This is a genomic window from Bradyrhizobium brasilense, from assembly GCF_029714345.1.
Lineage (GTDB): Bacteria > Pseudomonadota > Alphaproteobacteria > Rhizobiales > Xanthobacteraceae > Bradyrhizobium > Bradyrhizobium australafricanum.
Window position 1 is genome coordinate 8,466,023 of the sequence record NZ_CP121669.1, and the last position, 21,371, is coordinate 8,487,393.

Below are 21,371 nucleotides of genomic sequence, written 5' to 3' on the forward strand. Positions count from 1 at the left end.
GGTGAACCCGGATGAACCTTGGCGCTAGCCGATCGACCAGACGAACGGCGCGCCGGCGGTGCGGTTCGGCTTCAGATGCACCGGAATATGCCGCCCGCAGCCGGCGGCCAGCCCTTCGAACAGGCCGGTCAGCACGCTGGCGCAGGCCGGATGATAGTCGGCGACATCGGCCATCAGCTTCCAGCCCTGCTGGCGGAATTCGAACTGGCCCTCGGATTCGCTGACGTCAGCGATATCGTCCTGCGACTCGAAGAGAGTGCGCAGGAATGCGGCAAATTCCGTGGCACGGCCACGGCGGCCGCCGAGCGCCTGCGCGACCTCGTCGTAATACTGCATGCCGATCAGTCTGCCGGTGAGATGCAGCAGATAGCTCGCATCCTCGGGGCCGAACACCTGCACGATGACCGGCGCGGCCGTCTTCACATATTCCATCGCGTAGTTGCGATAGGCCTTTTCCAGCCGCGGCTTCGGCCAGCTGTCGACCGGCAGCGCCGGCGCGGTTCTGGAATCGAACAGCGGCGCCTCGAGATGGCGCGCGAACACCAGGCGCTGGTCGAGCTCGAGCGGATGATCGTACTCGCAGTAATAGCCCTCGAGCCCGTCCTGGCCGTCGACACTCTGCTTGGTGCAGACGAAGCCGAGCCGCAAGTCCCCGAGCGCGACGCCGTTGTTGGCGTGCCAGCCGCGCAGCATCGCGCGCGAGACCTCGCCGGGCACGCCGCAGATCGCCGTGCCCTTCCAGATCCAGCGCGGCGGCGGATAGCGGATCCAGGCCTTGCGATCCGTCTCATACATGTATTCGACATGCACGCCGCCGATCCAGTTGGAGAGGTAATGATATTGCGCGGCCGCGACCGCCGGCGGCAGGCCGTCGAGGCCGAGCTTCTTCAAGCCGGGGAGAAAGCGTTCCTGCTGCTGGCGGCGAAACACACGGAAGACAAATTCCGCTGCATCAGCCGTGCCGCGCCGCGTGACCACGGTGAGGATCAGCCCGGTGAAGAAGGCATGATAGAGATCGGCGACGCTGCGCCACTTCCGCCACTGCGTTTCGCGCGCGTCCTGCTCTCCGGTCATGTCTGCTCCCGCTGTTCTTGTTGGCGAGATAAAGCTTCGCGCGCGCAATCGTAGCCCGGATGGAGCGAAGCGCAATCCGGGGCAGCTCAATGCGCGTATGCAGCGTCCCGGATTTCGCTAGCGCTTCATCCGGGCTACGGAATTAAGCGCGCACGAAACGGAATTAGACGCGAAAATGCTTGGAGAGCTTCAGGCCCTGCGCCTGATAGTTCGAGCCGATGCGCTGGCCGTACAGCGCATCGGGACGCTCCAGCATCCGCTCATAGACGAGACGGCCGACGATCTGGCCATGCTCGAGGATGAACGGCACCTCGCGCGAGCGCACCTCCAGCACGGCGCGCGCGCCCTTGCCGCCGGCGCCGGCATAGCCGAAACCGGGATCGAAGAAGCCGGCATAGTGGACGCGGAATTCCCCGACCAGCGGATCGAACGGCACCATCTCCGCGGCGTAGTCCGGCGGCACCTGCACCGCCTCTTTCGACGCCAGGATGTAGAACTCGCCGGGATCGAGAATGAGACTGCCGTCGGGCCGGGCCTTGATCGGCTCCCAGAAGTCGTCGACGGCATAGCCGCCGCGGCGATCGACATCGACCACGCCGGTGTGGCGCTTGGCGCGGTACCCGACAAAGCCGCCCGAGCTCTCGCCGGAAAGATCGACGGAAAGCGCAACGCCATCGGAGAGATCGGCATCGTCGATATCGACCAGCCGCTCGGCGGCATGCAGCGCATCGAGCTCGTCGGCGGTCAACGTGGCCTCGCCGATCCGGAAGCGGACCTGGCTGAGCCGCGAACCCTCGCGCAGCAGCACGGGAAACGTCTTCGGGCTGATCTCGGCATAGAGCGGGCCGTGATAGCCGGCGCCGATCATGTCGAAGCGGCGGGTGCCGTCGGCGATCACACGGGTGAAGACGTCGAGCCGTCCGGTCGAGCTCTTCGGGTTGGCCGCGGCCACGATCTCCGGCGGCAGCGCCAGGCTCTCCAACAGCGGCACGATGTAGACGCAGTTGGTCTCCAGCACCGCGCCGTCGGACAGATCGATCTCGTGCAGCTTCAGCTCGTCGATCCGCTCGGCGACAGTGGCATCGGGCCCCGGCAGGAAGCTGGCGCGGACCCGGTAGGCGATGTCGCCGAGGCGGAGATCGAGGCTGGCCGGCTGGATCTGGCTCTCGACGAAGTCATAGGCGGGCAGAATGAGGCCGGCCTCCGCCATCTCCGCGATCATGCGGTCGGGCAGGATTCCGTTGGATTCATCTTCCAGCGTGAACGACACGATGCGGTCCCTCGGCGATCCCTCGAGATGGCCCAAAAATCATACTCCAGGCGGCCATCAAGCCCCAAAATATGGGCTTTTACGGGTTATCCGATGACCGTCTTGACGGAAAGGGCGCGAGGGAATATCAGCTGCACTTATCCCGTGGTGATTTGAGCCGGCCGGCTTGCAGCCACGTTAAATAAGTCGCTAAACAGGCCGGGGACAGTGTGATCCCGGCTTGTGGAGGTTGCTCCAGGCCGGTTTTTTTGTGGCCATTCTCCAGGGAAAATGGCCACCTCGGAGGTCACATGTCTGAATCTGAAACCACGGCCCGCTTTCGTCCCGAAACCCGCCTTGTCCATGGCGGCACGCTGCGCTCGCAATTCGGGGAGACGTCGGAAGGGCTGTTTCTCACCCAGGGCTACGTCTACGACACCGCCGAGCAATGCGAGGCGCGCTTCAAGGGCCAGGACCCCGGCTTCATCTATTCGCGCTATTCCAACCCGACCATTGCGATGTTCGAGCGCCGCATGATCGAGCTCGAGGGCGCGGAAGCCGCGCGCTCGACCGCGACCGGCATGGCCGCGGTGACCACCGCGATCCTCGCGCCGCTGAAGGCCGGCGATCATGTGGTGGCCTCGAAGGCCCTGTTCGGCTCCTGCCTCTACGTGGTGCAGGACCTGTTGCCGCGCTACGGCATCGAGACGACGCTGGTGGACGGCCTCGACCTCGACCAGTGGCAGCGCGCATTGCGGCCCAACACCAAGACCTTCTTCCTGGAGAGCCCGACCAATCCGACGCTCGACGTGCTCGACATCGGCGCGATCGCAGAGATCGCGCATAGCGGCGGCGCCCGGCTGATCGTCGACAACGTGTTTGCGACGCCGATCTGGCAGAGCCCCCTGTCGCTCGGCGCCGACGTCGTGGTCTATTCCGCAACCAAGCATATCGACGGCCAGGGCCGCTGCCTCGGCGGCGTCATCCTGTCGTCGGAGGCCTTCATCGCCGAGCACATCCACAATTTCATGCGCCAGACCGGGCCGTCGCTATCGCCGTTCAACGCCTGGGTGCTGCTGAAGGGGCTGGAGACGCTCGGCGTCCGCGTCCGCGCCCAGACCGAGAACGCGGCGAAGATCGCCGAGGCGCTGGCCAAGCATCCGAAGATCACGCGGCTGGTCTATCCCGGCCGCCCCGATCATCCGCAGGCCGCGACGGTGAAGAAGCAGATGGGCGCCGGATCGACGCTGGTCGGCTTCGAGGTGAAGGACGGCAAGGCCGGCGCCTTCCGCTGCCTCAACGCGCTGAAGATCTCGCGCATCTCCAACAATCTCGGCGATGCCAAGAGCCTAGTCACGCATCCCGCGACCACGACGCATCAGCGCCTGACGCCGGAGGCCCGCGCCGAGCTCGGCATCAGCGAAGGTTTCATTCGCTTCTCGGCCGGGCTCGAGCATCCCGACGATCTGATCGAGGATTTCGAGCGGGCGCTGGAGCGGGTCTAGGGCGAACGCCTCTCGCGGGCGGCGTGCGCTGTTCCTTCGGCATCGTCATGGCCGGGCTTGTCCCGGCCATCCACGTCTTGCTCGCAGCAACCGCCAAAGACGTGGATGCCCGGCACGAGGCCGGGCATGACGAGATCGTGGGACGATTGCGCGCGATCTCTTAAAGCGATTGACCTTAGGTCGCCGCCGTCGTGACGCCACCGTCGACCACGATGGTCTGGCCGGTCATGAAGGTCGAGGCATCGGAGGCGAGATAGGCCACGGCGCCGGCGATCTCGTCGGGCTCGCCGATGCGGCGGAGCGGCGTCGACGCGGTGCGGCGCTTCAGATTATCCGGATCCTCCCACAGCGCGCGGGCGAAATCGGTCTTCACCAGACCCGGCGCCACGCAGTTGACGCGCACGCCCTTCGGGCCCCATTCGCCGGCAAGGCTGCGGCACAGCGCGAAGTCGGCGGCCTTGGAGATGCCGTAGGCGCCGATCACGGTCGAGCCGCGCAGGCCGCCGATCGAGGAGATGATCACGACCGAACCCTTGCCGCGCTCGGCCATCTGCGGGATCGCCAGTGCGGACAGCCAGATGTTGCTCTTGACGTTGGAGCCCATGATCTTGTCGAACGCCTCGTCGGTGATGTCGAGCAGCGGGCCGTAATACGGGTTCACCGCGGCGTTGCACACCAGGATGTCGATCTTGCCGTAATGCTTGATCGTACCCGAGACCAGCGCCTCGACCTCGTTGCGGCGCGCGATGTTGCAAGGGATGACGAGCGCATCGCCGCCCGCCTTCTTGATGCCGTCGGCGACTTCCTGGCAGGCATTCGCCTTGCGCGAGGAGATCACGACCTTGGCGCCGAGTTTTGCCAGAAGCTCGGCCGAGGCGCGGCCGATGCCGCGGCTCGAGCCGGTGATGACCGCAACCTGGCCGGTGAGATCGAACGGGGTGTTTTTCATTGTTGTTGTTTCCCTGAGTTCTACGAAGACTCGTCATGCGCGGGCTTGACCCGCGCATCCATCTTTTGAAAAGCGATGGGTTGCCGGGTCAAGCCCGGCAACGACATCTCAGGCCAGCAGCCCGCCGCCCTCGCTGACGCGACGGAGGTGGTAGTCGGTGTCACCGAGCGTGTTCTCGATCATGGTCAGCCGCTTGAAGTAGTGGCCGATCTTGGCTTCCATGGTCATGCCGATGCCGCCATGAAGCTGGATCGACTGCTGGCCGACGAACTTCAGGGACTTGCCGACCTGCACCTTGGCGGCCGCGACCGCGGATGAACGCTCCTTGGCATCGCTGAAGTCCGACGCCATGGTCGCGAACATCGACATGCTGCGGGCCTGCTCCAGCGCCACGAACATGTCAGCGGCGCGGTGCTGCAGGCTCTGGAACGAGCCGATCGCAACGCCGAACTGCTTGCGGGTCTTGATGTACTCGACCGTCTCCTTCAGCGACTCGTCCATCGCGCCGACGGCTTCCGCGCACAGCGCAATGCGGGCTTCGTCGGCGACGCGCTCGATCAGCGGCAGGCCGTTCTCGGGATCGCCGATCGCGGCGTCAGCACCGACCTCGACATTGGTGAAGGTGATGTCGGCCGCGTGCAGGCCGTCCTGGGTCGGATAGCCCTTCCTGGTGACGCCCTTGGCGTCCGCCGGAACCAGGAACACGCCGATGCCGGTCCTGTCGCGCTGGCCGCCCTTGGTGCGCGCGGTCACGATCAAGGTGTCGGCGTTCTCGCCGTTGAGCACGACGAACTTCTCGCCGTCGATCACGTAAGCGTCGCCCTTCTTCTTGGCCGTGGTCACGACGTCGAACAGGTCGTAGCGCGAGTTCTTCTCGAGCTGGGCGAAGCCGAAGGTCTTGCTGCCGTCGATGATGCCGGGGATGTACTTGGCCTTCTGCTCGGCCGAGCCGCCATGGCGCAGGAAACCGCCGGCGACCACAACGGTGGCCAGATAAGGCTCGACCACCAGCGCCTTGCCGAGCGCTTCCATCACGATCATGGTCTCGACCGCGCCGGCGCCGAAGCCGCCGTCGGTCTCCGCGAAGGGCAGACCAAGCAGGCCCTGCTCGGCGAGCTTGCCCCAGACGGCTTTGCTCCAGCCGCCCTTCTCCTTCATGTACTTCTTGCGCGCATCGAAGTCGTAGGCATCCGCCAGCAACCCGTCGACGCTTTCCTTGAGAAGCCGCTGCTCCTCGGACAGATCAAAATCCATTTTATCATCTCTCCAAAATCACGCGGGCGCCTGCCCTGATCTCCACTCGTCATTCCCGCGAAAGCGGGGATCCAGTACGCCGCGGCCCTCATTGGGAATCACGATCGGCTCGGCGTACTGGGTCCCCCGCCTGCGCGGGGGACGACATCGAACTTGTGGCTTAGAGCCCCAGCACGGCCTTGCTGATGATGTTGCGCTGGATCTCGTTGGAGCCGCCGTAGATCGAAACCTTGCGGTTGTTGAAGTAGCTCGGCGCGATCTGCGCGGTCCAATCCATGCTCTCGTTCGAGCCGGCGTCGCCGTGCTCGTCATAGGGCGCGGCGAACGGACCGATGATCTCCATCAACAGCTCGGTCGTGGTCTGCTGGATCTCCGAGCCCTTGATCTTGAGCACCGAGGACGCCGGATTGGGCTTGCCCTTGCCGTGCTTGCCCTCGTCGGCGACGACGCGGAGCTGGGTCAGCTCGAGCGCCTTCAGCTCGATCTCGCAGGCCGTGAGCTTCTCGCGGAACGCCGGATCCTCGATCACCGGACGGCCGCCGGCCTCGACCTTGGAGGCCAGCGCGCGGATGCGACGCAGCCGCTCCTTCGAAACGCCGACCCGGGCGATGCCGGTGCGCTCATTGCCGAGCAGGAATTTTGCGTAATCCCAGCCCTTGTTCTCCTCGCCGATCAGGTTCTCGTAGGGCACCTCGACGTCGTCGAAGAACACTTCGTTGACCTCGTGGCCGCCGTCGATGGTCTGGATCGGGCGCACGGTGACGCCCTTCGACTTCATGCTGAACACGATGAAGGAGATGCCCATCTGCTTCTTCGCGGCCGGATCGGTGCGGCAGAGGCAGAAGATCATGTCGGCGTGCTGGGCGAGCGTGGTCCAGGTCTTCTGGCCGTTGATGATCCACTTGTCGCCACGGCGCTCGGCCTTGGTCTTCAGCGACGCGAGGTCCGAACCCGAACCCGGCTCCGAGAAGCCCTGGCACCACCAGTCGTCGACATTGGCGATGCGCGGCAGGTATTCCTTCTTCTGCTTCTCGTCGCCGAAGGTGTAGATCACCGGGCCGACCATGCTGACGCCGAAGGCGAGCGGCTGCGGCGCGGGATAGGACTGCAGCTCCTCGTTGAAGATATAGTGCTGCACGGTGCTCCAGCCGGTGCCGCCATATTCCTTCGGCCAGTGGGTGACGCCCCAGCCCTTCTTGTTGAGGATGCGCCACCAGGTGACCATCTCGTCCTTCGACAGATGGCGGCCTTCCTGCAGCTTGCGCCGGGTCTCCGGCGGCACGTTGTTCTTGAAGAACTCCCGCACCTCCTCGCGAAACGCTATCTCTTCCTTGGTGAAAGCGAGATCCATCGGATCCTCCTTTTGAGCGAAACCTAACGTCTTGTTTTATCGTCGTCCTGGCGAAAGCCAGGACCCATTACCACCGGCCTTCGTTGTCTTGCGAAGGCGACTACCGTCCGTGCCCCTTACCCCGGCCGCGGGGTATGGTCCTGGCTTACGCCAGGACGACGGTGAATTACTGCAGCACCTCGAACAGGCCGGCCGCGCCCATGCCGCCACCGACGCACATGGTGACGACGGCGTATTTGGCCTTGCGGCGGCGGCCCTCGATCAGCGCGTGGCCGGTGAGCCGCGCACCCGACATGCCGTAGGGATGGCCGACCGAAATCGCGCCGCCATTGACGTTGATCTTCTCCGGATCGATGCCGAGCTTGTCGCGGCAATAGAGCACCTGCACCGCGAAGGCCTCGTTGAGCTCCCAGAGATCGATATCGTCGACCTTGAGGCCATGGCGCTTGAGCAGACGCGGCACCGCGAACACCGGACCGATGCCCATCTCGTCCGGCTCGCAGCCGGCGGAGACGAAGCCGCGGAAGATGCCGAGCGGCTTCAGCCCGCGCTTGGCGGCTTCCTTGTCGCTCATGATCACGGAGGCGCTGGCGCCGTCCGAGAGCTGGCTGGCATTGCCGGCGGTGATGGTGAAGCCCTCGCCGCGCACCGGCTTGAGGCTGGCAAGCCCTTCGGCCGTGGTCTCCGGCCGCGGACCTTCGTCCTGCGACAGCGTCACCTCTTTCATCGTGACCGCACCGGTCGCCTTGTCGATGACCGCCATCATGGTGGTGATCGGCGCGAGCTCTTCCTTGAACTTGCCGCCCTGCTGCGCGGCCGCGGTGCGGCGCTGGCTTTCCAGCCCATACTCGTCCTGCTTCTCGCGCGAGATGTTGTAGCGCTTGGCGACGATCTCGGCGGTGTCGATCATGGGCATATAGACCTCGCCCTTGATCTTGAGCAGCGCCGGATCCTGGGCGTGGAACGAGTTCATCTTGTCGTTCTGCACCAGCGAGATCGATTCACCGCCGCCGCCGACCGCGATCTCGACGCCGTCGAAGATCACCGAGCGCGCGGCAAGCGCAATCGCCTGCAGGCCGGAGGCGCACTGGCGGTCGATCGTAGTGCCGGCGACCGTCACCGGCAGGCCGGCGCGGAGCAGCGCCTTGCGCGCGATGTTGCCGCCGGTCGCGCCCTGCTGCATCGCCGCGCCCATCACCACGTCCTCGATCTCCTTCGGATCGACCTTGGCGCGCGCCACCGCTTCGCCGATCGCGTGCCCGAGCAAGGTCGCACCCTCGGTGACGTTGAGCGCGCCGCGATAGGCCTTGCCGATCGGCGTGCGGGCGGTGGAGACGATAACGGCGTCGGTCATGAGCGGGATCCTGATGCGGTCTGTTGTTGCGTGGATTGAGATGTCTCGGTTTGAGCGGTCTTGGGCCGCTGCTGGCGCAATTCGTGACGCGACAGCTTGCCGACCGGGGTACGCGGCAATTCGTCGACGAACTCGACGGCCGCCGGCAATTCATGCTTGCCGACCTTGCCGGTGAGGAACGCGCGCAGCTCGTCGATCGAGAACGCCGGCTGCCCGTCGCGCAGCTTGATGAAGGCCTTTGCCGCCTCGCCGCGGTAATCGTCGGGAATGCCGATCACGATCACCTCCTGCACGGCGGGATGGGTGTAGATCGCCTGCTCGATCATCTGCGGATAGACGTTGAAGCCGCCGGAGATGATCATGTCCTTCTTGCGGTCCACCAGATAGAAATAGCCGTCGGCGTCCATGTAGCCGATGTCGCCGGTGAGGAAGCGGTCGCCGACGAAGGCCTCGGCGGTCTCCGCCGGCCTGTTCCAGTAGCCCTTGGTGACGTTCGGGCCGCGGATACGGATTTCACCGACCTCGCCGACCGGCATCACCCTGGTGGAATCCTCCAGCGACACCACGTCCATCTCGATGCCGGGCAGCATCAGCCCGATCGAGCCCGGCTTCTCCGGTCCCTCCTTGGGATGGCCGGTGCCGGGCGAGCAGGTCTCGGTCATGCCCCAGCCGCTCTTCAGCTTCATGCCGACGCGGCGCTCGAAGATCTTCGCGACCTCCACCGGCAGCGGCGCGCCGCCGGAGCCGGCGACCACCAGCGAAGAGAGATCGCGCTTGTCGAGATCGGGCAGCGAGGCGATCGCGATCCACATCGTCGGTACGCCGGGAAACACCGTCGCGCGCTTGACCTCGATGTCGCGCATCACGGCCTCGACGTCGAAGCGCTGGTGCAGCGAGATCAGATGACCGCGCCTGATTGCCGACAGCAGCACGACGGTCAGTGCGTAGATGTGAAACAGCGGCAGCACGCAGATCACGCGCTCGATCGCATTGCGTTCGAGCCGCCCGGGCTTGCCCCAGACGTCGTAGATCGACACCGCCGCGGTGAGATTGCCGTGGCTGAGCATGGCGCCCTTGGGCAGGCCCGTGGTGCCGCCGGTGTATTGCAGCAGCGCGACGTCCTCGACGTCGACCGCCGGCCATTGCGACGGCCTGGTCGCGCCGTCGATGAACTGGCGATGGGTGATGATCGCGGGATTGTCGGGCAGCGCGGTTTGCGGCGTGCCGACCTTGCCCCAATTGTCGTCCTCGCAGACGATCAGACGATCGAGCAGACCCTTGGCGACGAATTTCAGCGCGGTCGGCAACAGCGCCGATAAATTGCTGGTGACCAGCACCCGTGCGCCGGAATCGGACAGCTTGTGCGACAGCGCGATTTCGCCGTCGAGCGGCGACAGATGCACGACGCGGGCGCCGGCCTTCAGCGCACCGAAGAAATTGATCGGATGGTCAGGCGAATTGCCGAGGAACAGCGCGACCGACGTGCCCTTGCCGTAGCCGGCCCGCATGAAGGAAGCGGCGGCGGTCTCGACCAGGGCCTCCAGTTCGGCGTAGCTGATCGGCCGGTCGCGGAATTCGAGCACCGGGCGCGCGCCGAACTCGGCGGCGGCGCTCGAGAGCAGGTCCGGCAGCGTGCCGCGCGTGATCTCGTCGCTCCACTGCACGCCCTTGGGATAATATTGTTCGCCGGGATAGGTCATGAAAACCAGACTCTGGAAACTGTCATTCCGGGGCACGCGCAGCGTGAACCTAAGATGCGCAATTTGCGCATCGGGGAATCTCGAGATTCCGGGTCTGCGCCTTACGGCGCATCCCGGAATGACACGTGGTTACAGTCGCTCGATCACGCCGCCTTCGACGGCGCGGCGAGCGAGGCGAAGGTCTTGCCCTCGTCGGCGAGCTTCTTGAGCAGCGGCGCCGGCTCGAGCGAGGGATCGTTGGTCTCCTTGGCGTAGAAGGCCAGGCGATCGGCGATGTGCTTGAGGCCGACAGTGTCGGCCCAGAACATCGGACCGCCGCGATAGATCGGCCAGCCATAGCCATAGAGCCAGACCACGTCGATATCCGACGGACGCGCCGCGATGCCCTCGGCGAGGATCTTCGCGCCTTCGTTGATCATCGGGTACATCATGCGCTCGAGGATCTCGTCGTCACTGACGACGCGCTTCTTGCGGCCGAGGCGCGCCAGCGTCTCGTCGATCAGCTTCTCGACCTCCGGATCGGGCAGCGCCGCGCGCGAGCCCTGCTCGTACTTGTAGTAGCCCTTGCCGGTCTTCTGGCCGAAGCGGCCGGCTTCGCAGAGCGCGTCGGCGATCTCCGACTTGATGCCGCGGTCCTTGCGCGAGCGCCAGCCGATATCGAGACCGGCGAGATCGCCCATCGCGAACGGGCCCATCGGCATGCCGAACTTGGTCACCACGGCGTCGACCTGCTGCGGCAGGGCGCCTTCGAACAGCAGCTTCTCGGACTGCTTGCCGCGCTGCGCCAGCATGCGGTTGCCGACGAAGCCGTCGCAGACGCCGACCACTGCCGGCACCTTGGCGATCTTGCGGGCGATCGAGACGGCGGTGACCAGCGCGTCCGGCGCGGTCTTGTCGGCGCGCACGATCTCGCACAGCTTCATGACGTTGGCCGGCGAGAAGAAGTGCATGCCGAGCACGTCCTGCGGACGCTTTGTCGACTTCGCGATCTCGTCGATGTTGAGATAGGAGGTGTTGGAGGCCAGCACCGCGCCCGGCTTGGCGTACTGGTCGAGCTTGCCGAACACTTCCTTCTTGACCGCCATGGTCTCGAACACCGCCTCGATCACGAGATCGGCGTCGCCGACGTTCTCGATGCCGACGACGCCGTTGATCAGCGCCATCCGCTTGGCGGGCGCGTCCGCCGGGATGCCACCGCGCGCGGCGGTCGCCTCGTAGTTCTTCTGCATGATGCCCATGCCGCGCTTGAGCTGCTCCTCGCCGGTCTCGATCAGGGTGACCGGGATGCCGGCATTGGCGAACGACATCGCGATGCCGCCGCCCATGGTGCCGGCGCCGAGGATAGCGACGCGCGCCACGTTGCGGCCCTTGGTGCCCTCGGGGACACCGGAGATCTTGGCGGCCTCGCGCTCGGCGAAGAAGGCGTAGCGCTGTGCCTTGGACTGGTCGCCGTTCATCAGCTTGAGGAAGCCCTCGCGCTCCTTCTTCAGGCCCTCGTCGAACGGCAGGTCGATCGCGGCGCCGACGGCGTCGGCAGCGGCGAACGGCGCCTCGAGGCCACGCGACTTCTTGGTCAGCGCAGCGACCGCATTGGTGAAGATCGAGCGATCGGCCTTGGCCGCGGCGAGCTTGCTGTCGTCATCGCGCAGCTTGCGCAGCGGACGCTTCTCGGCGACCACCTTGCGCGCAAACGCCTCACCGCCCGAGGCCGGACCCTCGACGATCTCTTCTATCAGACCGGCCTTCAGCGCCGCGTCCGCGCCGATCGGATCGCCACCGACGATCATCTTGACCGCGAGCTCGGGACCGACCGCACGCGGCAGGCGCTGGGTGCCGCCGGCGCCCGGCAGCAGGCCGAGCTTCACCTCGGGCAGACCAAGCTTGGCGTCCTTGGTGGCGACACGGTAGTGGCAGGCCAGCGCGACCTCGAGGCCGCCGCCGAGCGCGGTGCCGTGGATCGCGGCAACGATCGGCTTCGGCGAGCTCTCCATCAGGCTCAGCACTTCGGCGAGCCCGGGCGGCTTCGGCGGCTTGCCGAATTCGGTGATGTCGGCGCCGGCGATGAAGGTGCGGCCGGCGCAGGTCAGCACGATGCCCTGGACCTGCGCATCATCGATCGCGCTCTTGATGCACTCGAAGATGCCGCCGCGCACCGCGGCGCTCAGCGCATTCACAGGCGGACTGTTAACCGTGACGACGGCAATATTGTCATGACGTTCGAGCTTGACGACTTCACTCACCGGGACTCTCCCTGGATGCTTGTTCTTGGACTTGTGTTGAGTAGCTGCACGACTTGCGTTGAGCCGCTACGATTAGACCAATTTCGCACTGCGAAATTTAATTCCACATCTTGACATGGAGGGTTATTTTGAAGCACGTGCCTTGTCAACGAGCATGACAAGGGCAGGGCAAGGATAGGGATGAAGCGCGCTAGCAAGAAAGCCGCGACCGATCGCAATTTCGTCGTCGCGCTTTCCCGCGGACTGGACGTCCTGCGCGCATTCCAACCCAATGACGGGCTGCTCGGCAACCAGGAGATTGCGGCCCGCACCAAGTTACCGAAGCCAACCATTTCCCGGCTGACCTACACGCTCACCAAGCTGGGATACCTTACACCTGTACCGAAGTTCGAGAAGTACCAGCTCGCGCCGTCGGCGATGGCACTCGGCTACGCCGCGCTCGCCAATCTCGGCGTTCGGCATTTGTCCGAGCCCTATCGAGAAGAAGTGATGCGCGCGACCGGCGGCGCGGTCGCCGTCGGCGGCCGCGACCGCCACAGCATGATCTATTTCGGCCAGAGCCGGAACGGCCTGGCGCTCGGCGTGCAACTCGACGTCGGCTCGCGGGTACCGATCGCAACCACCGCGATGGGACGTGCCTATATTTGGGCATTGCCGCCCGACGAGCGCGCGGCTTTACTGCGTGAGCTGCGGGATCACTACGGCAGCCGCTGGGCCAAGATGCGCGACGGCATCGAGCGCTCCGGCGAGACGGTCGCGAAGCACGGCTTCACGATGTCCGCAGGCGACTGGCAGAACGACGTCGCCGCAGTCGGCGTTGCATTGAGATTGAACGACGGAACCGGTCCTTACGCCTTCAATTGCGGCGCGCCGGCATTCCGCTTCACGGAAGACAGATTGCTCAACGACATTGGACCTCGTCTTGTCGCGATGGTAAGGAACATCGAGCAGGCGCTCGGTGGAATGGCGCCGCAATCCAAAAAAGAAGAACGCAAAAAGACCAGAGTAGGAGGGAAAGTTGCACGTTTGGCCGAGGGGATCAGATAGCCTCCATCACGTCCAGCGAAACGCATCGCAGGGCCGCTCGCACCGCTCGAAGACGGCGGGCGAGACGAGATGACGCAGGCACAGCTCGCGCAGGGGAATGATCCCCTGCTCGCGGTTCGCGACGTCAGCGTCGTGTTCGGCGGCATCATCGCATTGAACGGCGTGTCGTTCGACATGCGCCATGGACAGATCCTCGGGCTGATCGGGCCGAACGGCGCCGGCAAGACGACGCTGTTCAATTGTCTGTCGCGGCTCTATCAGCCGTCGTCCGGCGATATCCTGATGGAAGGCAAGAGCATCCTGTCGCGCCCGCCGCACCGGATCGCCGAGATCGGCATCGGCCGCACCTTCCAGAACGTCGCGCTGTTCCCCAACCTGTCCGTGATCGACAATGTGCGCGTCGGCGCGCATGCGCGCACCTCGAGCGACATCGTCAGCGACTCGCTGCGCCTCGCCTGGGTCCGCCGCGGCGAGACCGACATGAACAAGAAGGTGCACGACATCCTCGGCTATCTCGATCTCGAGGACGTCGCCCACACCGTGGTCTCGGGACTTCCGTTCGGCACCCAGAAGCGCGTCGAACTGGCGCGCGCCCTGGCCGCGGACCCGAAGATCCTGCTGCTCGACGAGCCGGCCGGCGGCCTCAATCACGAGGAAGTCTACGTGCTCGGCGACCTGATCCGCAAAATCCGCGACGACCGCAAGATCACCGTGCTGCTGGTCGAGCATCACATGGGTCTCGTGATGTCGATCGCCGACCACGTCGTCGCGCTCAATTTCGGCCGCAAGCTTGCCGAAGGCACGCCGGCCCAGGTCCAGGCCGACCCTGATGTCATCAAGGCCTATCTGGGGAGCAAGGACCAATGACCACGATGCTCAACGTCAAGGACCTGCGCGCCTATTACGGCCAGGTCCAGGCCCTGCACGGCCTCTCCTTTTCGCTCAACGAGGGCTCGCTGACCACGCTGCTCGGCGCCAACGGCGCCGGCAAGACCACCACGCTGCGGGCGATCTGCAACATGGTGCGCTCCACCGGCGCGATCGAGTTCGAGGGCAAGCCGATCGGCACGCGCTCGACCGAAAACGTGGTCCGCCTCGGCATCGCCCATGTGCCGCAGGGCCGCGGCACCTTCACCAACATGACGGTGGAGGAAAACCTGCAGCTCGGCGCCATCAGCCGCCCGGACAAGAAGGCGATCGGCGCTGACATCGAACGGATGTACGAGCATTTCCCGGTGCTGAAGCAGCGCTACACCCAGCAGGCCGGCACGCTGTCCGGCGGCGAGCAGCAGATGCTCGCGGTGGCGCGCGCGCTGATGCTGCGGCCGCGCCTGATGCTGCTCGACGAGCCGTCGTTCGGCCTCGCGCCGCTGATCGTGCGCGACCTGTTCCGCATCCTCGGCAAGATCAATCGCGAGGAAAAGGTGACCATCCTGGTGGTCGAGCAGAATGCGCAGCTCGCGCTCGAGCTCGCCGACCAGGCCTACGTGATCGAAACCGGACGGATCGTGATGTCGGGCAATGCCAAGGACATCGCGAACAACGAAGACGTCCGCAAATCCTATCTCGGCTACTGAGGGAGCTGGCACAATGGAGCTTTTTGCCAACCAGGTCCTGGCCGGCATCGCCACCGGCGCGATCTATGCCTGCATGGCGCTCGCGGTGGTCATGATCTACCAGGCCATCGACCATCTGAATTTCGCCCAGGGCGAAATGGCGATGTTCTCGACCTTCGTGTCCTGGCAGCTGATGCAATGGGGCGTGCCATATTGGGGCGCCTTCGTGCTCACCGTCGCCTTTTCGTTTGCCGCCGGCATCGTCATCGAGCGGTTGCTGTTCAAGCCGCTGGCGAAGGCGCCGATCCTGACCAACGTCGCCGGCTTCATCGCGCTCTACGCGATCATCAACTCGGTCGCCGGCCTGATCTGGGACTTCACCATCAAGCAGTATCCGACGCCGTTCGGTTCTTCACCGTTCCTCGGCAGCCAGCTGATCTCGACCCATCAGGCCGGCATGATCGGCATCACGCTGTTGATGCTGCTCCTGCTGTTCTTCTTCTTCCGCTTCACCCGGGTCGGTCTTGCGATGCGCGCCGCCGCATCGCTGCCGGAATCGGCCCGGCTGGTCGGCATCAACACCTCGTGGATGATCGCGCTGGGCTGGGGCATGGCCGCCTCGATCGGCTCGATCGCCGGCATGATGATCGCACCTGTGGTGTTCCTCGAGCCTAACATGATGCTCGGCGTGCTGATCTATGGATTTGCCGCAGCCGTGCTCGGCGGCCTGTCGAGCCCGTTCGGCGCCGTCATGGGCGGCTTCCTGGTCGGCGTCTTCGAGAACCTCGTCGGCACCTACATCCCCGGCGTCGGCAATGAACTGAAACTTCCGATCGCGCTTGCGCTGATCATCGTCGTCCTGGTCGTGAAACCGGCAGGCCTGTTCGGCCGCGCCATCGTGAAGCGAGTTTGATCATGAGCGCCGCTGAAGAAGTCGAAGTCGTCACCGAAGGCCAGGCCGTCGAGGCCGTTCCCAAGCGCGCCATGACGCTGGGCTACGGCACCTCGTTCGTCGTGCTCGCCGCGCTGATCCTGATCCCGCTGTTCGTCAAGAACTTCATCATCTTCCAGATGACGATGCTTCTGATCTACGGCCTCGCGGTGCTGGCGCTCAACATCCTGACCGGTGGCTCCGGCCAGTTCTCGCTCGGCCAGAGCGCATTCTACGCCGTCGGCGCCTACACCTCGGCGATCCTGATGGAGCATGCGGGCATGAACTATGCCCTCACGCTGCCGATCGCCGGCATCGTCTGCTTCGGCTTCGGCTTCCTGTTCGGCCAGCCGGCGCTGCGGCTTTCCGGCGTCTATCTGGCGCTCGCGACCTTTGCGCTAGCCACCGCGATGCCGCAGCTTCTGAAGCTGGGCTATTTCGAGCACTGGACCGGCGGCGTGCAGGGTCTCGTGGTCACCAAGCCGGATGCGCCGTTCGGCCTGCCGATGGGGCAGGACATGTGGCTGTATTACTTCACGCTGGTGGTCACGATCGCGATCTATATCGCTTCGGTGAACCTGCTGCGCTCGCGCTCGGGCCGCGCCTTTATGGCGATCCGCGACAACGAGATCGCGGCTTCCGCGATGGGCGTCGACGTCGCGCTGTACAAGACGCTGGCGTTCGGCGTCTCGGCCGGCATCACCGGCGTTGCCGGCGGTCTCGGCGCCATCGCGGTGCAGTTCGTGGCACCCGACGGCTACACCATCCAGCTCGCGATCTCGCTGTTCCTCGGCATGGTGGTCGGCGGCGTCGGCTGGCTGCCCGGCTCGATCGTCGGCTCCGCCTTCATCATCTTCGTGCCCAACATCGCCGAGGGTATTTCGAAGGGCCTTTCGGGCGCGGTGTTCGGCGTGCTGCTGTTCCTCGTCATCTTCCTCGTGCCGCACGGCGCCAGGCAGGTTGCGATCGTTGCCCAGCAACTGGCCGCAAAGTTCAAGAAAAACTGACAGCCTATAGAAGCAAACCAGGAGATATTATGCTTTCTACCGTTCGGATCGCCGCGATTTCCGCGGCGATCGTCGCTGTTGCCGCGACGTCCACTGCCGCATTCGCCCAAAAGAAATACGACACCGGCGCAAGCGATACCGAGATCAAGGTCGGCAACATCATCCCCTATTCGGGACCAGCCTCCGCCTACGGCGTGATCGGCAAGACCGAAGAAGCCTACTTCAAGATGATCAACGATCGCGGCGGCATCAACGGCCGCAAGGTCAATTTCGTCAGCTATGACGACGCCTATTCGCCGCCGAAAGCGGTCGAGCAGGTGCGCAAGCTGGTCGAGAGCGACGAGGTATTGCTCGTCTTCAACCCGCTCGGCACCCCGTCCAACACCGCGATCCAGAAATACCTGAATTCCAAGAAGATCCCACAGCTGTTCGTCGCGACCGGCGCCACCAAGTGGAACGACCCGAAGAACTTCCCGTGGACCATGGGCTGGCAGCCGAGCTACCAGAGCGAAGCGCAGATCTACGCCAAGTGGCTGATGAAGGAGAAGCCCGACGCCAAGATCGCGATCCTCTATCAGAACGACGATTTCGGCAAAGACTACCTCAAGGGCACCAAGGACGGCTTTGGCGCCAAGGCGGCCTCCAGCATCATCATGGAGGAGAGCTACGAGATTTCGGAGCCGTCGATCGACGGCCACATCGTCAAGATCAAGGCCGCCAATCCCGACGTGCTGCTGATCTACACCACGCCGAAGTTCGGCGCGCAGACCATCAAGAAGACCGCCGAGCTCGGCTGGAAGCCGCTGCAGATCATCACCAACGTGTCGGCCTCGGTCGGCAGCGTGATGCAGCCGGCCGGCTTCGACAACGCGCAGGGCGTGCTGTCGGCGGCCTACGCCAAGGACGGTGCCGACGCACAGTGGAACAACGACCCCGGCATGAAGAAGTGGGCCGAGTTTCTCGACAAGTACATGCCGGGCGCCGACAAGACCGACGGCGGCTATGTGTACGGCTATGGCGCCGCACAGACGCTCGCCAAGGTGCTCGAAATGTGCGGCGACGATCTCACCCGCGCCAACGTCATGAAGCAGGCGGCGAGCCTGAAGGACTTTACGCCCGACACCCTGCTGCCCGGCGTCAAGATCAACACGTCGGCCACCGACTTCGCCCCGATCGCCCAGCTGCAGATGCAGCGTTTCAAGGGGCAGAAGTGGGAACTGTTCGGTGACATCATTTCCGGCGACGTCCCCTCCGAGTGACGTTGCACTGCGGGAATAAAACAACAGCCTCCGCGATATCCGTCGCGGGGGCTTTTTGTTGACGCCCCGCGCCGATGGTATTGAATACTCCAAACAAAGAACCCGAGGTGGGGAAACCATGACTGCCGCACGTCCGTCCCTGACGGCGCTGTTGTCCGCATTCGCTCTGATCCTGACGAGCTGCAATGTCGCGCTGGCGCAGAAGAAATACGACACCGGGGCCAGCGACACCGAGATCAAGATCGGCAACACCATGCCCTATAGCGGCCCCGCCTCGGCCTATGGCACGATCGGCAAGACCGAGGCCGCCTACTTCAGGATGATCAACGATGCCGGCGGCATCCACGGCCGCAAGATCAAGTTCATCTCCTACGATGACGGCTACTCGCCGCCCAAGACGGTGGAGCAGGCGCGCAAGCTGGTCGAGAACGACGAAGTGCTGCTGCTGTTCGGCTCGGTCGGGACCGCGACCAATGCGGCGATCCGGAAATACATGAACGAGAAGCAGGTGCCGCAGCTGTTCATCGCCTCCGGCGCCTCGAAGTGGAACGACCCGAAGGATTATCCGTGGACCATGGGCTGGCAGCCGTCCTACCAGGACGAGGCGCGGGTCTACGCAAAATACATCATGAAGCACAAGCCCGACGCCAAGGTCGCCGTGCTCTACCAGAACGACGATTTCGGCAAGGACTACCTCAAGGGCCTGAAGGACGCCTTCGGCGACAAGGCATCGATGATCGTCGCCGAGGAGGCCTACGAGACATCCGAGCCCACGATCGACAGCCACATCGTCAAGCTGAAGGCCACCGGTGCCGACACCTTCGTCAGCATCACGACGCCGAAATTCGCGGCACAGGCGATCAAGAAGGCCGCCGAGATCGCGTGGACGCCGTTGCAGATCGTCGCCAACGTCTCGGCCTCGGTCGGCGGCGTGATGCAGCCGGCGGGCTTCGAGAATTCGCAGGGTATCCTGTCGGCATCCTATCTCAAGGACGGCGCCGATCCGCAGTGGGACAAGGATCCCGGCATGGAGAAATTCCTCGCCTTCCTCAAGAAGAATTATCCCGACGCCAACAAGCTCGACGGCGCCACCTCGTTCGGCTACGCCGCCGCACAGACCATGGTGCAGGTGCTGGAGATGTGCGGCGACGACCTCACCCGCGCCAATGTCATGAAGCAGGCCGCAAGCCTGAAGGATTTCGTCCCCGGCACGCTGCTGCCGGGCATCAGCATCAACACCTCGGCCACCGATTTCGCACCGATCAAGCAACTGCGCCTGATGCGGTTCAAGGGCGAAAAGTGGGAGCTGTTCGGGGACATCATTTCGAGCAATCTGAGCAACTGATCGACACGTCGGTCTGTTCGATCCGCGTGCTCAACTCAACGGCGTCGCTTTACTCGTCCGCAATCTCTGCGGTTGGCTTCACGCACACGCGAACGCGTTGGCGGATTTTTGAGCAGCGGCCCGCCTTGAGGGTGGTCGACTAAAGACGCAGCCCCTGCGGCAACGCCGCAGGGGCTTTTCATTGAGACACCCCAGGTAAGATGATAGTTTTTACGACCAATAATGAGCCCTCGAAACAGGGGGCCGCGACACATCATCGGCAATCAGGGAGAGAAACGGCATGTCTGCAATACGACAATTGACGGCATTTGCTGCTGCGCTTGCGCTCGTCGCCGCATCCGGCAGCGCTGCGCTTGCCCAGAAGAAATACGACACCGGTGCCAGCGATACCGAGATCAAGATCGGCAACATCATGCCCTATAGCGGAGCGGCCTCTGCCTATGGCGTGATCGGCAAGACCGAGGAGGCCTATTTCCGTAAGATCAACGCCGAGGGCGGCATCAACGGCCGCAAGATCACCTTCATCAGCTACGACGACGCCTACACTCCGCCGAAGACGGTCGAGCAGGCGCGCAAGCTGGTCGAGAGCGACGAGGTACTGCTGATCTTCAATTCGCTCGGCACGCCACCGAACTCGGCGATCCAAAAATACATGAACCAGAAGAAGGTGCCGCAACTGTTCGTCGCCACCGGCGCCACCAAGTGGAACGACCCGCAGAATTTCCCCTGGACGATGGGCTGGCAGCCCAACTACCAGAGCGAGTCCATCATCTATGCGAAGTACATCCTGAAGAACAAGCCGGATGCCAAAATCGCGGTGCTCTACCAGAACGACGACTACGGCAAGGACTATCTGAAGGGATTCAAGGACGGGCTCGGCGCCAAGGCCGCGTCGATGATCGTCGCCGAGGACAGCTATGAGGTGACGGAGCCGACCATCGACTCCCACATCGTCAGGCTCAAGGCCTCCGGCGCCGACGTATTCTTCAACATCACGACGCCGAAGTTCGCCGCGCAGGCGATCAAGAAGAATGCCGAGCTCGGCTGGAAGCCGCTGCACTTCCTCAACAACGTCTCCGGATCGATCGGCAGCGTGATCAGGCCCGCGGGCTTCGAGAACGCCCAGGACATCGTCTCGTCGCAATATTTCAAGGATCCGACCGACGCGCAGTGGAAGACCGACAAGGCGATGATCGCCTGGAACGAATTCCTCGATAAGTACTATCCGGAAGCGAACCGGGCCGATGCCTCCGTGATGTACGCCTATATCGTCTCGCAGGGCCTGGTCCACGTGCTCAAGGCCTGCGGCGACAATCTGACCCGCGAGAACATCATGAAGCAGGCGGCCAGCATTCGCGATTACGAGCCCGGCGGCCTGCTGCCCGGCGTCAAGGTCAACACCTCGGCGACCGATTTCGCGCCGCTTTCGCAACTGCAATTGATCCGCTTCAAGGGCGAGACCTGGGAGCGCTTTGGCGAAGTCTTGAGCGCCGACGTCGGCGGTTAGGCCGGAAAGGTCGACCAAAGATACCGCCCCTGCGGCGTTTGCC

The 21,371-nt window shown here is 64.2% G+C and carries 17 protein-coding genes and 1 riboswitch; of the genes, 9 read left to right on the forward strand and 8 right to left on the reverse strand.

Annotated features, from left to right (window positions below; translation table 11 throughout):
- Window positions 1-24: 24 nt before the first annotated feature.
- Both QA635_RS39235 and QA635_RS39240 read right to left on the reverse strand, forming a co-directional pair.
- Entirely contained in the window at window positions 25-1,074 is a 1,050-nt protein-coding gene (locus QA635_RS39235; protein ID WP_283065278.1) for a hypothetical protein, read from the reverse strand.
- 163 nt (window positions 1,075-1,237) lie between these two features.
- The gene (locus QA635_RS39240) at window positions 1,238-2,296 is read right to left on the reverse strand and encodes a 2'-deoxycytidine 5'-triphosphate deaminase (protein ID WP_233285858.1); all 1,059 of its coding nucleotides are present in this window, start codon (window positions 2,294-2,296) and stop codon (window positions 1,238-1,240) included.
- Between the two features lie 182 nt (window positions 2,297-2,478).
- Window positions 2,479-2,558: riboswitch (SAM riboswitch) on the forward strand.
- Between the two features lie 76 nt (window positions 2,559-2,634).
- Between QA635_RS39240 and QA635_RS39245 the strand changes: the two genes are divergently transcribed.
- Window positions 2,635-3,828, forward strand: coding sequence for an O-succinylhomoserine sulfhydrylase (locus tag QA635_RS39245; protein WP_283065280.1), 1,194 nt, complete (start codon window positions 2,635-2,637; stop codon window positions 3,826-3,828).
- A 175-nt stretch (window positions 3,829-4,003) separates the two neighbouring features.
- On the opposite strand, the gene QA635_RS39250 is transcribed toward QA635_RS39245, so the two are convergent.
- The 6 genes from QA635_RS39250 to QA635_RS39275 all read right to left on the reverse strand — a co-directional run bounded on the left by QA635_RS39250 (window position 4,004) and on the right by QA635_RS39275 (window position 12,676).
- Window positions 4,004-4,777, reverse strand: coding sequence for an SDR family NAD(P)-dependent oxidoreductase (locus QA635_RS39250; protein ID WP_283065282.1), 774 nt, complete (start codon window positions 4,775-4,777; stop codon window positions 4,004-4,006).
- Between the two features lie 108 nt (window positions 4,778-4,885).
- Window positions 4,886-6,031: a pimeloyl-CoA dehydrogenase small subunit gene (pimD, locus tag QA635_RS39255; protein ID WP_283065284.1), complete on the reverse strand. Its 1,146-nt coding sequence runs from the start codon at window positions 6,029-6,031 to the stop codon at window positions 4,886-4,888.
- 160 nt (window positions 6,032-6,191) lie between these two features.
- Entirely contained in the window at window positions 6,192-7,382 is a 1,191-nt protein-coding gene (gene pimC, locus QA635_RS39260; protein ID WP_283065286.1) for a pimeloyl-CoA dehydrogenase large subunit, read from the reverse strand.
- A gap of 166 nt (window positions 7,383-7,548) precedes the next feature.
- On the reverse strand, window positions 7,549-8,736 hold the full coding sequence (locus QA635_RS39265; protein WP_283065288.1) for an acetyl-CoA C-acyltransferase: 1,188 nt from the start codon (window positions 8,734-8,736) through the stop codon (window positions 7,549-7,551).
- Window positions 8,733-10,436 (reverse strand): dicarboxylate--CoA ligase PimA, encoded by a 1,704-nt coding sequence (pimA, locus tag QA635_RS39270; RefSeq protein ID WP_283065290.1) that lies wholly within the window; start codon window positions 10,434-10,436, stop codon window positions 8,733-8,735. Before pimA ends, QA635_RS39265 begins: the two co-directional genes overlap by 4 nt.
- A 143-nt stretch (window positions 10,437-10,579) precedes the next feature.
- The gene (locus QA635_RS39275) at window positions 10,580-12,676 is read right to left on the reverse strand and encodes a 3-hydroxyacyl-CoA dehydrogenase NAD-binding domain-containing protein (protein ID WP_038384531.1); all 2,097 of its coding nucleotides are present in this window, start codon (window positions 12,674-12,676) and stop codon (window positions 10,580-10,582) included.
- Between the two features lie 180 nt (window positions 12,677-12,856).
- Here QA635_RS39275 and QA635_RS39280 point away from each other — a divergent pair, with 180 nt between their 5' ends.
- From QA635_RS39280 to QA635_RS39315, 8 genes are all read left to right on the forward strand, one after another.
- Entirely contained in the window at window positions 12,857-13,723 is an 867-nt protein-coding gene (locus QA635_RS39280) for an IclR family transcriptional regulator (protein WP_018269093.1), read from the forward strand.
- 69 nt (window positions 13,724-13,792) lie between these two features.
- Entirely contained in the window at window positions 13,793-14,590 is a 798-nt protein-coding gene (locus QA635_RS39285; protein ID WP_016847575.1) for an ABC transporter ATP-binding protein, read from the forward strand.
- The gene (locus QA635_RS39290; protein WP_038384532.1) at window positions 14,587-15,300 is read left to right on the forward strand and encodes an ABC transporter ATP-binding protein; all 714 of its coding nucleotides are present in this window, start codon (window positions 14,587-14,589) and stop codon (window positions 15,298-15,300) included. The genes QA635_RS39285 and QA635_RS39290 overlap by 4 nt, the downstream gene beginning before the upstream one ends.
- Before the next feature lie 13 nt (window positions 15,301-15,313).
- Complete coding sequence (locus QA635_RS39295; protein WP_028339071.1) at window positions 15,314-16,192, forward strand: branched-chain amino acid ABC transporter permease; 879 nt, start codon at window positions 15,314-15,316, stop codon at window positions 16,190-16,192.
- A 2-nt stretch (window positions 16,193-16,194) separates the two neighbouring features.
- Window positions 16,195-17,217 (forward strand): branched-chain amino acid ABC transporter permease, encoded by a 1,023-nt coding sequence (locus QA635_RS39300; protein WP_283065297.1) that lies wholly within the window; start codon window positions 16,195-16,197, stop codon window positions 17,215-17,217.
- Between the two features lie 29 nt (window positions 17,218-17,246).
- A complete protein-coding gene (locus QA635_RS39305; RefSeq protein WP_283065299.1) occupies window positions 17,247-18,476 on the forward strand; it encodes an ABC transporter substrate-binding protein in 1,230 nt (409 codons plus the stop codon).
- 118 nt (window positions 18,477-18,594) lie between these two features.
- Window positions 18,595-19,821 carry an ABC transporter substrate-binding protein gene (locus QA635_RS39310; RefSeq protein WP_283065301.1) on the forward strand — a complete coding sequence of 409 codons (1,227 nt, stop codon included), beginning with the start codon at window positions 18,595-18,597 and terminating at the stop codon, window positions 19,819-19,821.
- A gap of 280 nt (window positions 19,822-20,101) precedes the next feature.
- Complete coding sequence (locus QA635_RS39315) at window positions 20,102-21,328, forward strand: ABC transporter substrate-binding protein (RefSeq protein ID WP_283065302.1); 1,227 nt, start codon at window positions 20,102-20,104, stop codon at window positions 21,326-21,328.
- Window positions 21,329-21,371: the final 43 nt, after the last annotated feature.

Coding starts and splice junctions, on each gene's coding strand:
- QA635_RS39235 (WP_283065278.1), bottom strand. CDS start 1,074: ATGACCGGAGAGCAGGACGCGCGCGAAACGCAGTGGCGGAAGTGGCGC.
- QA635_RS39240 (WP_233285858.1), bottom strand. CDS start 2,296: ATGATCGCGGAGATGGCGGAGGCCGGCCTCATTCTGCCCGCCTATGAC.
- QA635_RS39245 (WP_283065280.1), top strand. CDS start 2,635: ATGTCTGAATCTGAAACCACGGCCCGCTTTCGTCCCGAAACCCGCCTT.
- QA635_RS39250 (WP_283065282.1), bottom strand. CDS start 4,777: ATGAAAAACACCCCGTTCGATCTCACCGGCCAGGTTGCGGTCATCACC.
- pimD (WP_283065284.1), bottom strand. CDS start 6,031: ATGGATTTTGATCTGTCCGAGGAGCAGCGGCTTCTCAAGGAAAGCGTC.
- pimC (WP_283065286.1), bottom strand. CDS start 7,382: ATGGATCTCGCTTTCACCAAGGAAGAGATAGCGTTTCGCGAGGAGGTG.
- QA635_RS39265 (WP_283065288.1), bottom strand. CDS start 8,736: ATGACCGACGCCGTTATCGTCTCCACCGCCCGCACGCCGATCGGCAAG.
- pimA (WP_283065290.1), bottom strand. CDS start 10,436: ATGACCTATCCCGGCGAACAATATTATCCCAAGGGCGTGCAGTGGAGC.
- QA635_RS39280 (WP_018269093.1), top strand. CDS start 12,857: ATGAAGCGCGCTAGCAAGAAAGCCGCGACCGATCGCAATTTCGTCGTC.
- QA635_RS39285 (WP_016847575.1), top strand. CDS start 13,793: ATGACGCAGGCACAGCTCGCGCAGGGGAATGATCCCCTGCTCGCGGTT.
- QA635_RS39290 (WP_038384532.1), top strand. CDS start 14,587: ATGACCACGATGCTCAACGTCAAGGACCTGCGCGCCTATTACGGCCAG.
- QA635_RS39295 (WP_028339071.1), top strand. CDS start 15,314: ATGGAGCTTTTTGCCAACCAGGTCCTGGCCGGCATCGCCACCGGCGCG.
- QA635_RS39300 (WP_283065297.1), top strand. CDS start 16,195: ATGAGCGCCGCTGAAGAAGTCGAAGTCGTCACCGAAGGCCAGGCCGTC.
- QA635_RS39305 (WP_283065299.1), top strand. CDS start 17,247: ATGCTTTCTACCGTTCGGATCGCCGCGATTTCCGCGGCGATCGTCGCT.
- QA635_RS39310 (WP_283065301.1), top strand. CDS start 18,595: ATGACTGCCGCACGTCCGTCCCTGACGGCGCTGTTGTCCGCATTCGCT.
- QA635_RS39315 (WP_283065302.1), top strand. CDS start 20,102: ATGTCTGCAATACGACAATTGACGGCATTTGCTGCTGCGCTTGCGCTC.